At 40.6% G+C, this 17,089-nt stretch carries 8 protein-coding genes; 7 read left to right on the top strand and 1 reads right to left on the bottom strand.

Annotated features, from left to right (window positions below):
• The first annotated feature begins 7 nt into the window (after nucleotides 1-7).
• From D0T84_RS15690 to D0T84_RS15665, 6 genes are all read left to right on the top strand, one after another.
• On the top strand, nucleotides 8-3,196 hold the full coding sequence (locus D0T84_RS15690) for a TonB-dependent receptor (protein ID WP_163308811.1): 3,189 nt from the start codon (nucleotides 8-10) through the stop codon (nucleotides 3,194-3,196).
• Between the two features lie 39 nt (nucleotides 3,197-3,235).
• The gene (locus D0T84_RS15685) at nucleotides 3,236-5,290 is read left to right on the top strand and encodes a RagB/SusD family nutrient uptake outer membrane protein (RefSeq protein ID WP_163308810.1); all 2,055 of its coding nucleotides are present in this window, start codon (nucleotides 3,236-3,238) and stop codon (nucleotides 5,288-5,290) included.
• Between the two features lie 38 nt (nucleotides 5,291-5,328).
• Nucleotides 5,329-6,159: a DUF3823 domain-containing protein gene (locus D0T84_RS15680; protein WP_163308809.1), complete on the top strand. Its 831-nt coding sequence runs from the start codon at nucleotides 5,329-5,331 to the stop codon at nucleotides 6,157-6,159.
• A 324-nt stretch (nucleotides 6,160-6,483) separates the two neighbouring features.
• Nucleotides 6,484-8,670 (top strand): hypothetical protein, encoded by a 2,187-nt coding sequence (locus tag D0T84_RS15675; protein ID WP_163308808.1) that lies wholly within the window; start codon nucleotides 6,484-6,486, stop codon nucleotides 8,668-8,670.
• Nucleotides 8,671-8,681: 11 nt separating this feature from the next.
• Entirely contained in the window at nucleotides 8,682-9,812 is a 1,131-nt protein-coding gene (locus tag D0T84_RS15670; protein WP_163308807.1) for a glycoside hydrolase family 76 protein, read from the top strand.
• A 90-nt stretch (nucleotides 9,813-9,902) separates the two neighbouring features.
• A complete protein-coding gene (locus D0T84_RS15665; RefSeq protein ID WP_370525514.1) occupies nucleotides 9,903-12,428 on the top strand; it encodes a glutaminase domain-containing protein in 2,526 nt (841 codons plus the stop codon).
• 53 nt (nucleotides 12,429-12,481) lie between these two features.
• On the opposite strand, the gene D0T84_RS15660 is transcribed toward D0T84_RS15665, so the two are convergent.
• Nucleotides 12,482-14,998 (bottom strand): kelch repeat-containing protein, encoded by a 2,517-nt coding sequence (locus D0T84_RS15660; RefSeq protein ID WP_163308805.1) that lies wholly within the window; start codon nucleotides 14,996-14,998, stop codon nucleotides 12,482-12,484.
• A gap of 377 nt (nucleotides 14,999-15,375) precedes the next feature.
• Here D0T84_RS15660 and D0T84_RS15655 point away from each other — a divergent pair, with 377 nt between their 5' ends.
• On the top strand, nucleotides 15,376-16,857 hold the full coding sequence (locus D0T84_RS15655; RefSeq protein ID WP_163308804.1) for a glycoside hydrolase family 125 protein: 1,482 nt from the start codon (nucleotides 15,376-15,378) through the stop codon (nucleotides 16,855-16,857).
• Nucleotides 16,858-17,089: the final 232 nt, after the last annotated feature.

Below are 17,089 nucleotides of genomic sequence, written 5' to 3'. Positions count from 1 at the left end.
TATTATTATGATAGAAACACGACAAGTGAAAAAAATGCAATCCTTATTTTCTTGCATTTTACTGGTGCTATTACTTGCACTTGCACCTGTATCGTTGTGGTCGCAGAACAGAACCATATCGGGTGTAGTAATGGATGAAACCAACGAACCTGTTATTGGCGCTAGCGTAGCGATTAAGAACACGACAGTAGGTACTATTACAGATGTTGACGGCCGATATACGATAGAGGCGCCGTCTGATGCCACGCTGGTCTTCAGGCTGTTGGGATACACCCAAAAAGAAGAAAAAGTGAATGGGCGCAGCCAGATCAACGTGACAATGAACGTTGACGAAACTACTCTCGACGATGTGATAGTAGTTGGTTATGGGGTACAGAAAAAAGTAACCCTGACAGGTGCGGTTGCAGGTGTCAAAGGTGACGAAATGATAAAGACCAAGAATGAAAACCCGCAGAATATGCTTACCGGAAAAATTGCCGGTGTACGTGTATGGCAAAAGAGCTCTGAGCCGGGATCGTATAAAAACAATTTCGACATTCGCGGTTTGGGAGCCCCACTGGTTGTTATCGATGGTATTCCTCGCACAACAGATGATTTCCAAAGGTTAAATGCCAATGACATTGAAGATATCTCTGTATTGAAAGATGCATCTGCTGCTATCTATGGGGTACGTGCAGCCAACGGAGTACTACTGGTAACTACTAAAAAAGGATCCAAAGACGGGAAAACATCTGTTACTTACAATGGCTCGTACACACTGCAAGTGCCATCGAAAATGCCTGAACTTGCCAACCCGTACGAATCAATGACATTGTATAACGAAAGGAACAATAACATAAAGAACAATGGCGCTTATGTGCCTATGTATGATGAAAGCTGGTTTGAAGCCTTCCGCAACGGAACAAAACGTACCACTGATTGGAACTCGTTGATCTTCGCCAGCAGCGCGCCTCAGACCCAACACGATATTAGTGTTTCCGGTGGGAATGAGAAAACCCAATATTATTTTGGTGCAGGTTATCTATATCAGGAAGGTTTCTTCAAAACAGGAGATTTGAATTACGAAAAGTTTAATATCCGTTCCAATATTACAACTAAAATAGCCAGAGGATTAACAGCAGAACTTAATCTGAGTGGCGTTTTGGACGAACGTAACACTCCATACGAAGAATCGCATCAGATTATCCGTTCTTACTGGAGGCAGGGAGTACTATTTCCTGCGTATGCCGACCCCGAAAATACAATGTTGAGCTACATAGGATTGGAAGAATACGAAAATCCTGTGGCATGGATAGACTCGGATATATCGGGTCATCGCAAATATAAGCAAAAATATTTCCAATCTTCGGCATCCGTTACTTATGATCTGGAAACTATAACTCCGGCATTAAAAGGGTTGTCATTGAAGGGACTATTCAGCTACGATTACCGTATGGATAACAATGAGAAGTTCCGCAAGGAATACTATCAATATGCTTACGACGAAGATAATGGTGTATATAACAAGCAAATATACTCGAAAGGATCTCCATCCCGTATGCGCCGCGAAATGTATGACAAACAACAAACTTTGGGTCAGTTCCTGATCAACTATAACCGTACATTCGGAGAACATACTGTAAGTGGTGTATTAGGCTGGGAAGGCCAAAAACAAACCGGAGATAACTTCTATGCACAACGCGACCTTGCTTTTGGAACGCCATACCTGTCTTCGGGACACGATGACGACACACAAAAAGGCGGTATGTCAAGCGGCAAAAATGACACATATGAACATACTTATTCTGCATGGATAGGCAGGTTGAATTATGCATACGGAAGCCGTTACCTGGCCGAAGTTCAGTTCCGCTACGATGGCTCATCCAAGTTTACTCCCGATAACAGATGGGGATTCTTCCCTTCTGCTTCTTTAGGCTGGCGCGTGTCGGAAGAACCGTTCTTTAAGGAAATAGCTGCACTCTCTTTTGTAAACCAATTAAAATTCCGTGCAAGTTACGGGGAGATGGGATACGATGGTTCGTTGGAATATGACTGGGCAACGGGTTATGAATATCCTGCAACAAGTGATAATGGAGATAAAGGATACTATGCACAATGGGCTCCGGGCTATATATTTGGAGGCAACTTCGTAACGACCTATAACCCTCTGGCTCTGCAAAATCTTAACTCTACATGGTTTACTGCAAAAACATTGGACATAGGTGTTGACTTTGAGGGATGGAATGGATTATTCGGATTCTCATTGGATTACTTTAACAGAAAGCAGGAAGGCCTTTTTGCCCGCAATACAGGAGAACTCCCTACAGTTGTAGGTGCTACAGCGCCAAGAGAAAACCTTGACAGCGAACGCCATTTCGGGCTCGACCTGGAAATGACCCACCGCAACAAAATAGGAGACCTTTCGTACAAAGTGAAAGCCATAGGTACAATTACCCGTCAAAAACGATTGGTCGGTTCAGAAAAAGGCCCTTGGTCTAACTCTTATGATCGCTGGCGCAATGATAATCTGAACAACCGTTATCAGGGAGTGCAGTTTGGCTATGAGTCTGCCGGACGTTACCAAAGCTGGCAAGACATATGGACATATCCGATCTACAAAGAAAGCGCTCTTCTGCCGGGCGACTATAAATATCAGGACTGGAATGGTGACGGCCAAATCAATGGTTTGGATATGCATCCTTATGCTTTCGACCAAACGCCATGGATGAATTTCAGCTTGGGACTTGATTTTGCATATAAAAATTTCGATTTGAATGTCTTGTTCCAGGGTTCGGCTCTAGGTTCTATGGTATACGAAGAAGCTTTGTACGAGATATGGGGTAGTAACGGAGGTGGTGCTCTGGAGCAATACCTTGACCGTTGGCATCCGAAAGATCCGAATGCGGATATCTATGACCCTAAAACAGTTTGGATCGGTGGACACTATAAATATACAGGACGTCCTTCTGCTGATAAAAATTCTGAGTTTAATCGTGTAAGTACAGCATATTTGCGTCTTAAGAGTATTGAACTAGGATATACACTCCCTAAGATTAAAGCATTATCGTCGATGAACTTACGTGTATTTGCCAATGCTTACAACCTGTTTACTGTTACAGGAGTAAAATTTGTTGACCCGGAACATCCTGATGATGAAAAAGGAAGACTATATCCTCTCAACAGGACTTATACTGTAGGTATGTCTCTTTCATTTTAAGAGTTTTATTAAAAGTAACAAATAATAAATTTGATATATATGAAAAAAATATTGATAATATCCCTCCTCGGTTTGCTTTGTTTTACCGCTTGTGTGGATTTAGATGTACCGCCAAAAGGCCTTGTTACAGACGAGGACCTTCTTACAAACGATGCCGGTATGGACATTTATATGGCGCGTATGTATAGTAAAATGCCATTCGAAGAATTCAAATATTTAGGAGAATGGGGATTCGAATTCAACTCTTGGCTTGGCTCTATGGGTATTGAAGCTACTGGCGAAGCCTTAAACAGAGATGGTATTTGTAAAACCTTTAATAAAGAAAACACTCCATATTGGGGTATGGCTTTCGAACAATTACGCTTGGCTAATTATTTGATTGAGAACCTTCCGGATTACAGAGGTAACTTTACAGAAGAAACCTACAACCATTACTTGGGAGAAGCGTATTATGCACGGGCATTTACATTCACTGCTATGGCAAAACGCTTTGGAGGTGTGCCATTGGTAACCAAAGTGATCCAATATCCGGCAGACAAAGAAACGTTGGAAGTTCCTCGTGCCAGCGAAGAAGAGACTTGGGATCAGATACTTGAAGACTACGACCAGGCGATTGAACTAATGTTGCCGGCAAGCCCTAAGAGCGGATATTCCAATAAATATGTAGCATTGGCATTCAAAGCAGAAGCAATGTTGTATGCCGGTAGCGTAGCCAGATATAACGAAACTGTAGACCAACGCCTGACAGGTTTGGGCAAAAAAACAGGTGTGCGTGTGATGGGTTTTGCCGAAGACAGATGGCAGGCCGCTGCTAAAAAATATTTTGAAGAAGCATATAAGGCTGCCAATAAGGTCATTGCTGATGGTAAGTATGAGCTTTACAAGAATAAATGGGAAGCTAATAATAAGGAAGCTCAATACCAGAATATGGTGGATATGTTTACTGATAAGAACAGCAAAGAGAATATCTATGTAAGGGAATATATGTATCCTACCCTCACTCACGGATACGATGCTTATAGCCAGCCATTACAATTCCGTACGGCACTATCTTCCGGTACTTGCCCTACATTAGACTTCCTTGAGCTGTTTGAAGGATTTGACCGCTATCCTAACGGTACCGTAAAAGTTACCACAGGTAGTTCGAATACACAAGGAGAATATATTATGTATGATAAGCCTATGGACTTCTTTAAGGATGCAGAACCTCGTTTGCGTGCTTACGTAATCTTCCCTAGCGATATATTCAAAGGGCAGGAAATAGAAATCAGGGCAGGTGTGTATACAGGTTCAACACCTGTAAAACCTTTCTTCGATGACTATTCGTATTCCTCTGCCGAAAGGACATATTCTCATTTGGATATTGCCAATAGTACACCTAAAACATTATATCTGAGCTCTACTCTGGAAGGACAAGTGACTGTAAAATATGATGGCAAGGAAATAACAGCAGCAGGCAAGAATGGACCATTCTACAGTCAGGGAGAATGTGCAATGACCGGAATGTATGGACGCAAATGGCTTAATTCTGATCCTTCTTTTATTTCAGGTGAAGGAAAATCTGAGCAACCATTTATACTGATACGTTACGCAGATGTACTTCTTACTGCGGCCGAAGCTGCCGTAGAATTGGGTAGGCTTGGCGGAATATCTCCCGACGGAAGTAATATGTACGATGTTGCAACCAAAGCTATAAACGACATCCGCGAACGTGCCGGTGTGACAGAAAAGGTTGCTACCCTTAAAGGCGATGAAGCCAGCCGTAATATTGTACGTAAAGAAAGACGTAAAGAACTGGCATTCGAGCATAAAACAAAATGGGACTTAAGACGCTGGCGTGTACAACATTACGAAAACCGCGGTGATTTCTGGGGTGAAAAGAGAGATAGAAGCATTTTCTCCGGTCTGGATGGTTACCGTTTCCGTGGACTTTATCCATTCTTTTCTACACAAACAGGTAAATATTTCTTCGATGCACGTTTCCAAATGGTAGCTTTGAAAACATTTAACTATACCCCAAGGGATTACTACTTCGAGATTCCAGCAGGAGAAGTAGCGAAGAGCCCCGTAATTGATCAGCAACCGAACAGATAATAATGGAAGAACAATTAATAATTAAGAATATAAAGAATATGAAAAAAATAGCATTTTGTACTTTATTATGCGCGCTGTTTTCATTCAGTTCCTGCGATTTGTTTGAGATAGACAATTATGACGAACCGAAGGAAACACTGTGGGGAGAAGTAGTAGATGTGGCTACCGGAAAACGAGTACTCACCGATCAGGGAAAAGACGGAACTTATATACGCCTGACAGAACTTAGCTGGGGTGATAATGTTCAACATAATCCGGATTTCAACTGTATGTCGGACGGAACATTCCAAAATACAAAAATTTTCAAAGGAACATACCATATCGATGTTGTCGGAGCCTTTATCCCTTTATTAAGGGAGGATGCAAATGGTACGCCTCTTGCCGACGATACTCAAACAACAGAGATAAAAGGTACTACCAAGGTAAAATTTGAGGTACAACCTTTCCTTAATATCGAGTGGGTAGGAGAACCTACTATAAGCAATGGTAAAGTTACAGCCAAGTTACGTGTTACACGCGGAGTATCGGAAGAAGAATTTCGTAATAAAATAGAACCTATGGGCAGTTACGAAAGCAATTTCCTTAATGTAACCGATGTTCGCCTATTTGTAAGCTACTCGTCAAGTGTAGGCTATGGAACGAGCATGGATAATGAAGAATTCGATCCTTGGTCGGGAGAACTTAAGTATTCAGGATCTGAGTTTAGCTCATCATTAGGCGAAGTTATCACTATCCAATCCAAAGGAACCATTCCTTCAGGTCGCACAGTATTTGTCCGTGCAGCAGCACGTATCAACTATGCAACTCCTAAAGGCAGTGGTACAAAACGTTACAACTATAACGAAGCCAAAGAGCTGATGGTTCCGTAATTTAGTACATCTTCATTAAGGTTTAAAGCTATTTTAAGAGTAGCTTTAAACCTTAATTTTTATTACAGAGAAATTCTGTTTTTGGGATTTAGAGCCTGTTTAAATTTTAGCGAAAATTTTTATTACAGGTTCAGGTCAATAGTTCTTAGCAATTTTTTTATGCTCTTTTTAGCGTATTTTACCCTTTTTACTCTTGGTTTAGCCCGCTAAACCGGCTAGCAAAAATGATAAAATCCATCTAAAAATAACTATAAAAAAGATTTGCTATAAAATTTAAACAGACTCTTGCAAAAACATACTTTAATTTTTGGTAATCAATTGCCCATGAAAAAAAATCTACTAATCATCAGTCTTTTAGCTCTGGCTATTCTACTCGAAGCTCAAACAAAAGACAATATCAAAACAACATTTCAGACATCCCGCGAGTGGAGACCCACAATCGACAACAGAGCCGATGCCGTTATGGTATATGGTGTAGGCGGAAACCCTTCCGACAAATCGAGAAGAATCCCTTTTGAAGAACGTGTAAAATCCTGGCACGACAGGGGCTATATTGTTCACTTCATGACAGGTATAGCGTGGGGTGAATATCAGGATTACTTTACCGGGCAATGGGATGGCAAATGGCATCTCGACGAAGGTCAGGTAACACAAAAAGGAGATACGATATGGCACGGGCATATGGTGCCCTATATTATCCCATCAAAAAACTTTCTGAAATACCTCAAGGAAAAACATGTTAAAAGAGTTATAGATGCCGGAGTTGATGCCATATTCATGGAAGAACCCGAATTTTGGGCACGAGCCGGATATAGCGATGCCTTCAAAAAAGAATGGCAGGAATATTATGGCTTTCCATGGCGTGCGCAGCACGAAAGCCCTGAAAATACATGGCTTGCAAGCAAACTAAAATATGAACTCTATTACCGTGCTTTGGAAGATGTTTTCACATATGCTAAAGAGTACGGAAAGTCGAAAGGAATGGACGTTAAGTGCTATGTGCCTACACACTCCCTGGTCAACTATTCGCAATGGCAAATAGTCAGTCCCGAAGCCAGTTTAGCTTCATTGCCTTGTGTCGATGGATATATTGCCCAAGTGTGGACAGGAACATCACGCGAACCAAATTATTATAATGGAATTTACAAGGAACGTGTATTTGAAACAGCCTTTCTGGAGTATGGCAGCATGGAGTCGATGACGGCACCGACCGGACGTAAAATGTTTTTCCTCACCGACCCTATCGAGGACTGGCCGCGCGACTGGGAAGACTATCGCCGTAATTATCAGGCTACTTTCACTGCCCAGCTTCTTTATCCCAATATGGCTAATTATGAAGTGATGCCTTGGCCCGAACGTATTTATGAAGGGCTTTACAGCGTTTCGAAAGGTAGTAAAGAAAAAGCCCGTATACCGAGGGATTATTCTACGCAGATGCAGGTTATGATAAATACATTGAACGATATGCCTGTATCTACAAATAAGGTAAGCGGTTCTACAGGGATAAGTGCCCTTATGGGTAATTCACTGATGTTCCAACGCTTTCCTACACATGATGGATATGACGATCCTCAATTGGCTAATTTTTACGGACAAGTGCTACCTTTCCTCAAAAGAGGCGTGCCTGTAAGCATCGTGCATATCGAAAATCTGGGTTACCCCGCTACATTGAAGGATACTAAAATTCTCCTGATGACCTACTCGAACATGAAACCACTAGATAAAGAAGCCCATAACCATCTTGCAAAATGGATCAATGACGGCGGAATCCTGATTTACAATGGTCGTGATAATGATCCGTTCCAGAATGTAAGGGAATGGTGGAATCTGGATGGGATGAAATACCCGGCAGCATCGGCACACCTGTTCGAGAAACTTGGACTTGGGCTTGCTCCGGCTGAAGGGGAATATAAGATTGGGAAAGGAACTTTGTATGTAGTCCGTCAAGACCCGAAAGAATATATACTGAATGCAGGAGGTGACACTAAATTGATAGACATAGTGAAGAATCAGTATGAGAATGTAGCTAAGGCTGGTAAGCTTCAGTTCAAAAACAACTTCCACTTAACACGAGGAAATTACGAGTTGGTTTCTGTAATGGATGAAAGCGTAAGCGATGAAGCTTTTACAATGAAGGGGTTGTTTATTGACTTATTCGATCCTCAACTATCCATTTTATCCGACAAAACGGTACAACCGGGCAATCAGTCTATGCTGTTCAATATAAAGAGTGTAAAAAACAAGAAAACACCTCAGGTGCTGGCAACTGCTGCGAGGGTTAGCGACGAAAAGCATAGCAAAGGAATGTATTCTTTTATTGCAAAAAGTCCTATAGAAACAGTTAACGTTATGCGTGTTTTATTACCAAAACAAGCTAAAGACTGCATTGTATCGAGTCCTGATGGCAGCCTGCTTACGACTGCGTCGTGGGAGTGGGATAAAAACAGCAAGACTGTTCTGCTCAAGTTTGATAATAATCCTGATGGAGTTTCTGTAAAATTAACTTATTAACGATCTCTGCAATGAAAAAAACAGCAGTCTGTTTTGTCCTGATTATAACAGTATTTACAACCTCATGTAATACTTCAAGGACAACAGCGACATTCTCTGGCAATGATGCCTCAGTAGCCTTAGAAGCTTTTCATGAAACATTCTTTGATAAAACAAGAGGAATATATCACGCAAAGTCTGACAAAAGCGGTATTGCCGCCATCTGGACCCAGGCGATATATTGGGATATGGCCATGAATGCTTACAAGAGAACAAAGAGTGCAAAACATAAGCAAATGGTGGATGATATCTATGCCGGAAACAAGTCCCATTATGCATCCTTCGACTGGGATAACGGAAAAGTATGGTTTATCTACGACGACATTATGTGGTGGATTATATCTTTGGCGCGTGGTTACGAAGTTTTTGGAAATCAGGAATATCTTGATTATGCCGAATCCGGATTTGAAAGAGTATGGGTAGGCTCTCCTGTAGTAAAAGACCCCGGTTCGTACGATCCTGTAAGAGGAGGCATGTACTGGCAATGGATACAAAAAGACCCGCCTAATCGTCCTGCGAATGACGGAAAGATGGCATGTATCAACTATCCTACTGTCATTGCAGCCATGACCTTGTATAATGCAACAGGCAAGACTGAATATTTAGATAAAGCGACAGAGATTTACACATGGGCACAGGCTAACCTGTTTAACCGCGAAACGGGAGAGGTAGCTGACTCCAGACATGGTAATAATCCGACATGGAGAGCACATCTATATAATCAGGGTACTTGTATAGGCGCCGCCATGATGATGTATAAAAAGACAAGGAAACAACAATATCTGGATGATGCCGCTCTTGCTACCGATTATGTAAAAAATGCAATGAGCACAGATAGATTGCTCCCTTTCGAAAACGGGATAGAACAAGGTATATATGGGGCTATATTTGCACAATATATAATCCGCCTTATAGAAGACGGAAATAAACCTGAATATACAGAATGGATGCGAGCCAATATCAACGCCGGATGGAGCAATAGGGATACCAATAGAAATATTACATATAAGGATGTGTCTATCCCATGTCCTACCGACATTGTAGAGGTATATGATGCAAGTACATGCCCTGCATTGATGCAGGTTATAAAACCGGGAAAATAAGAAACTGTTTGAATTATATTGCTAGCCTGTCTTGAGCTATTTAAAAATAATTGATGTATAATATTAACCTATTAGTCAAAAAAAATGAAAATTAAAAACATCTTTGCTGCAACCCTACTAGGTAGCGTCCTTATTGGATGTAATACAAAAGAGGTTGCTTATCAGCCAACAGCCGAGGTTGGATTGCGAGCTCCGGCCTATCCGCTTATAACAATAGACCCTTATACAAGCGGATGGTCTTTTTCTGATAACCTTTACGACACTCCTGTCCGTCACTGGACCGGACAAGACCAGCAACTGATTGGAGTAGTACAGGTAGATGGACAAAACTATCGTTTCATGGGAGAGGAAAAAGTACCGATGCAGCTTATCGTTCCTACTTTCGAAAAGGAAAATTGGGCTGCTCTTTACACTACCGATGCCCCTAAAGGAGAATGGACTGCCGAAAATTATGATGCTTCTTCATGGAAAGAAGGTAAAGGATCGTTTGGTTCCCCCGGCCGGTTAAAAGCAATAACAAGCTGGACTACTCCCGACATCTGGGTTCGCCGCGAAGTGAGTATTGATGCCGACATGATTAACCGTGACCTTTTTATAGAATATTCGCATGATGATGGTGTTGAAATCTATATAAATGGTTACCGTGAAGTAAATACAGGAAATTCGGCACGCGCAAATGTGATGCACCGCATGTCTGACGAAGCTAAAAAACGGCTTAAACCGGGCAAAAACATGATAGCTGTTCATTGCAACGATGGGGGTGGAGAAAGCTTCCTTGACTTTGGTATCTGGATGCGTAAAGATAACGAACAAAAATTCACACAGACAGCTCAACAAAAGAGCGTGAATGTATTGCCTACCCGTACATTTTATAGCTTCGAGGCCGGAGGTGTACAGTTAGACGTTATTTTCACTGCGCCACTATTGATGGATAATCTTGACCTGATGACCCGTCCTGTAAACTACATTACATATCAGGCAAAATCTATAGACGGAGGAAACCATGATGTATCTGTATATATCGAAGGTAGTCCTCAGTGGGCACAGGATGTGGTTCATCAACCAACAGTAAGCGAACATGTTGACAACGGCAGCTTACATCTATTGAAGTCAGGGACAAAATCGCAACAGATATTAGGAAAATCGGGCGACAATGTCCGTATCGACTGGGGATATGTATATTTTGCCGCACCTAAGCAAAGTAACATCACATCGGCGATTGGAGTTGCAGCAGATGTGCAGGAGCAATTCTCGAAAAACGGGGCATTGAACAATGCATACAATCCTAGCGCAACAGGTGACCTTACCGAAGCTATGGAAGCATTATCAATTGCTCATCAACTTGGTTCGGTGGGAGCAGACTATTCTACAGGATATGTGATGCTGGCTTACGATGATCTATATTCCATCCAGTACTTTGGTGATAACCTTCGCCCTTACTGGAACCGTAGTGGTAATGTAACCATTACCGACCAGATACAAGCCGCTATGAAAGAATACTCTTCCATAATGGCTAAGTGTGCCGACTTTGATGCTAAATTGATGGAAGAAGCTACTGCAGCAGGAGGTAAAGAATACGCCGAACTTTGTGCATTAGCATACCGTCAGGCTATCTCTGCCCATAAGCTTGTTGAAGCTCCTAATAAAGACTTGCTGTGGCTATCGAAAGAAAACTTCAGTAATGGTTCCATCGGAACAGTGGACGTGACTTACCCTTCTGCTCCATTATTCTTGTATTACAATCCTGAACTTGCCAAAGGCCTCTTAAACCATATCTTCTTCTACAGCGAAAGCGGAAAATGGACAAAACCTTTCCCTTCACACGATGTGGGTACTTACCCTTTAGCTAACGGCCAAACTTACGGCGGCGATATGCCTGTGGAAGAAGGTGGAAATATGCTTGCCCTGACTGCTGCAATAGCTGCGATAGAAGGTAATGCTAAATATGCCGAAAAACACTGGGATGTACTTACTACATGGACAGACTATCTGGTAGAAAAAGGACTTGACCCAGAAAACCAACTATGTACCGATGACTTCGCTGGTCACTTCGCTCATAATGTAAATCTTTCGGTTAAGGCCATTATGGGTATTGCATCCTATGGCTACCTTGCTGATATGTTGGGCAAAAAGGATGTGGCAGAAAAATACACAGGTAAAGCAAAAGAAATGGCTCAGGAATGGATGAAAATGGCCGATGATGGCGACCATTACCGTTTGACATTTGACAAGCCGGGAACATGGAGCCAAAAATACAATCTGATATGGAATAAGTTGTTGAAGTATAACATCTTCCCAGAATCGGTGGCTCAGAAGGAAATCGCATATTATCTGACTAAACAAAATGTATACGGGCTTCCATTGGATAGTCGCCGTGAATATACTAAATCAGACTGGATTATATGGACAGCTACTTTAGCCGATGATGATGCTACTTTCCAGAAGTTTATCGCTCCTATACATAAATTCTATAGCGAAACAACTGACCGTGTGCCAATGAGCGACTGGTATAATACAGGCAATAAAACTCATGTAGGCTTCCAGGCTCGTTCTGTTGTAGGAGGATACTATATAAAAATGCTTGAAAACAAGTTAAATAACCTAAACGGTAAATAAGTGTTATTTTAATGTCTGAGGTTATTCCTTTCTTTAAGGGTAACCTCAGATTTTTATTTTAACAAATCGGAAAAAGATTTACTATACTCTTCTCCCAAAGCCTTTTTATATTCCGCAGTGAAGAAGTAATACCTGCGTTTTGCCTCATCTTTCAATTCCAGCTTAGATAAAGACATGATAAGATAATGTAATGTCTCTTCGTCTAAAGGATCAAGGTTGAAAAAGCTATCACATAAAGAAACTGTTGCGGAATAGTTCCCCGACATATATGTCTTTTCCATATAATAATAGATGGTAGACTCTATCTTACTTTCAATATATTCTTTGAATGAATCTTGTATAGAGGAGTCCTCGGTCTCCAGAAATTTTCCCCTTGAAATAATGGATATAAATTCGTTCATATTCTCATCCAAATTCTCTCCAAGCACAATTTCGAGGCAACGTAGATAGTCACAATAACATTCATCCGAAAATGTGATCTTGTATATTCCTTTTTCATGTATCAGGTTTACTCCATCAAGATCACCAAGAATCTTCCTTAAATTATTTAAAGTTACTCCTCTCGAATTTTTTGCCTTTTCGTACGATTTGTTAGGCCACAGGTACTCGCTGAATTCCTGTGAGGTTATACCCTTTTTAATGCTGTGATTAAGAATAAGGAAGAATGCCTGCCTCAACTTAGCACTAAGCATGTAATTTATCTCGCGGTTATTCCTATCTATTAACGAAAACTCGCCAAAGAGATATATCGAATTGGGGCGGGTTTCGACCGGAATATCATCCTCTTTCATCTCTGATTTTACTAAAGGCGTATTCTTCAATACCCTCTCAGTCTCCTTTTTATGTATATTCTGCCTCCTCAAGAAAAAGAATATCAATGCCAGTATGATTAATCCTAGAGCAGAAAGTATGATTGTATGTTCCCAATTTATAGGTTTCGATATGTACAATGTAAGTTCCGCCTCTGTTACAGGAGGGAATGAGATGGTATATATTTTGGCTGTAGAGCCAATATCGTTGTTTTCAAACTCCTGCACTATAGATACCAGCTCATTGGCTCGGGAATTGTAATACAAATTTGCGTTTGTTGTAATTTTCTCGGAACGGATGGGAATAGAGTCTCCTAACACCTCATATTGTCCATCGGTAATCGAAAAACGATATAACTTAAGATGTGAACGGGAAAAATGCTCCGGATAACATAATGTATAAAAACTATTGTCGTTGGAGAAAACCATATTTCTTACAGGTACAACGTTTTCCTTCTCCCAAGGTATTTCCCAAAGTTTTTCAATGATATGTTTATCTAAGTTGATCTTGTACAATTCGTAATAATAAACCCTTCCCACAGTCTGGTCTCCAGCCTTGTTGCCCATTCCTCCAAATACATAAAGGCTCTTATCCGATTCATTATACCCCATCGAAGTGAAATACCGGGGTGTAATCACATCCCCCTTGAAATTGAGCTTCTTCCAATGCTGTGAAGATAAGTCAAATGAATAGAAATTATTGAAATACGAGATACCGCCAAATCCCCCAAATATTATATAGTGCCCGTTGGGGGTGTCCATATAATTGCTATGGTGATGAAGCTGCATAGGTAAAACTTCTGATGTGACAGCCGTCCATTCATAGCTTTGCAGATCCAGATAAGAGATTACTATATCTCCTTGTGGAGGGTCGGCAACTTCGTAAATATATAACCTGTTGTTTTTATAATCTATAAAATTAGTACCGAGACGCATAGGCATCGGGCACTCATTCGTATATTTTCTTGATCTTATTGTTTCTGTCCTTATATTGTAGATAATTATCGAATCGCTGTTGAAATAATAAATATCCTGAGTTTCTGCATTAAAATTTGAACCTGCTACAGCTTCGGATGAAAATGAAGGTTTCCCTTTCCAATAATATGCGTCATTTATAAGCCATACCGGATTAGTTACATGCCCGACAACCTTTCGGTTCGAATCGTGAACCTCCTCTCCTTCACTTTCATTCAAAGGAAAATTGTATGCTTTTTCATTATCGGTAATGGTTAGGTTGCATAGTTTGAATGGCGGTACATCAATAACATGTTCGCTGCGCCCAAAATAAATTTCAGGCTTCCATATCTTTTCTTCTTGCATTAGTCCTACAGAAGCTTCATCGTTATTGATCCGCAATTTTACAGAATCTTTCTGCATGTTGAACTCCACATGAATCTTTATCCACTGATTTTCGTTTAGAATATCTTTATCTAAAGCGATGAATATCAACGTATTCCGCCCCTCGTGATTGAGTTTAAAAACAGGATTATTACCCTCCCCGTTGTATGAAATGTTATAAACTGCGCCAATTTTTTCGTTTTTGATGCGTACGAGGCTTCCTCTCGAACGAGGCTCTTCTACTATCAGATCAAAGTCTATTTTTAAGATATTCTTAAATGTCGGAGTTACTTTATCGAAAACATTATAAGAGGTCCTGTCATCTATTAAGGAATTATTTCCTTTAATATATAAACCTTGTGAAGAAGCTTGAGAAGTATATATAAAAAATAAAATGAAAGTAATAATTACGCGATAGCCCATCTATTTAAGCTTTTTTATAGTTCTAGCCTTTTACACAAAGATAAACATCTAGAATTTATTAATGAAATTTCAGAAGCAAAATATCCGAAATGGAAGAAAGCTGCACTTCCTTATACTTATAACAAGGAAAATCGCATATTATTTTCTTTTTAGAAATACAGTTTTTTTAAAGAAGAGGTAATCTCGAAATGAGGTTAATGTAATGAGAAACTTAATAACCCTTATTTAATCTCTGGTTAACCGCGAAAATAAGATTAATACCCTACATTTGTTATCACAGCTTTTGTATTAGGTTACGAAAATACTTGCATTTTTGTAATAAAAGTTCTTTAAATAAATATTAGTGATTATTTTTTACACTTTATATCTGATAATTTATGAAAAAAAAGAATTCTGTTTTGTGTAGTACTATAGTTGCTGCTTCTCTGTTGACATGGAATTTGCATGCATGCGAATTGTCATTTCCTCTGGACAACACAACCGTTGTAAACTATGCTGCCACAGATCCTGTTTACAAGACAAACCGCCCTTCGAAAGAAAAAAGGCTGTTTTCTTCTCCGGCAGTAGAAAACGAAATAATCAGGATCAAGAAACTGCTTGTTAATAAAAAACTTGCCTGGATGTTCGAAAATTGCTTCCCGAATACCCTTGATACCACAGTCAGGTTTGCAAAGGTAAACGGTAAGCCCGATACAAGTGTATACACAGGTGATATCCATGCCATGTGGCTACGCGATTCGGGTGCACAGGTCTGGCCTTATGTGCAGTTTGCTAATGAAGATATATTGCTGAAAGAAATGCTAGCTGGTACTATTTTGCGCCAGTTTAACAGTATTAATCTGGATCGCTATGCAAATGCATTCTATACTGATACAAGTGAGATTGGGCACTGGAAGTCGGATATTACCGAAATGAAACCGGGCGTGCACGAACGCAAATGGGAAATAGATTCTCAATGTTATCCCATTCGTCTGGCTTATCAGTATTGGAAAACAACAGGTGATACAAGTATCTTTCAGGAAGAATGGCTCGATGCTATTGTAAATATATTGAAGACTCTCAAGGAACAACAACGCAAGGATGGTGTTGGCCCATACAAATTTCAGCGTAATACGGAGAGGGCTCTCGATACACTAAATAATGATGGGCTGGGTGCTCCTGTAAAGCCTGTGGGGCTAATCGTGTCATCGTTCCGCCCGTCGGATGATGCAACTACACTTCAGTTCCTTGTTCCGTCAAACTTCTTTGCTGTAACTTCTTTGCGTAAAGCTGCTGAAATACTAACAAGTGTGAATAGTAAGCCTGAAATAGCCAAACAGTGCCTTGAACTGGCTGAGGAAGTTGAAACGGCTTTGAAAAAACATGCGACATATAATCATGCCAAATACGGAACAATCTATGCTTTCGAAGTAGATGGTTTTGGAAACCACCTGCTTATGGACGATGCAAATGTTCCAAGCCTTCTGGCTATGGCGTATCTTGGAGATGTGGATGTCAACGATCCGATCTACCAAAATACGAGGAGATTTGTATGGAGTGAAGATAATCCCTACTTTTTCAGAGGTGAAGCCGGAGAAGGTATCGGCGGTCCGCATATCGGTTACAACATGGTATGGCCTATGAGTATAATGATGAAGGCTTTTACCAGTCAGGATGACGACGAAATCAAATGGTGTATAAAGATGCTGATGGATACCGATGCAGGAACAGGCTTTATGCACGAATCTTTTCATAAGGATGATCCGGCAAACTTTACCCGTGCCTGGTTTGCATGGCAAAATACTTTATTCGGAGAGCTTATCCTTAAGTTAGTGAATGAGGGTAAAGCCGATTTATTGAACAGTATAGAAAATAGTTGACTCTTACACATGTGTAGATAGTTCTGCGAAAGAGGGTGTGTCAAAAGTAAAACATCTCTATCAAATTGCTACTCTCTTTGTCATTCTGAGTGCAACGAAGAATCTCGACCTACTAGATACGAGATGTTTCACTCCGTTACCAATGACGTCATTTAAATTATATCCGTTTTGACAATCATAAAATTGTGTTTTTTAGCTAGTTTACCCATAAGTCTTATTTCGTTAGCATTGA

Origin of the sequence: Dysgonomonas sp. 521, assembly GCF_010501055.1 — a bacterium.
Lineage (GTDB): Bacteria > Bacteroidota > Bacteroidia > Bacteroidales > Dysgonomonadaceae > Dysgonomonas.
The sequence above is the reverse complement of the archived record's forward strand: the minus strand, read 5'-3'. Positions and strand labels throughout refer to the sequence as shown.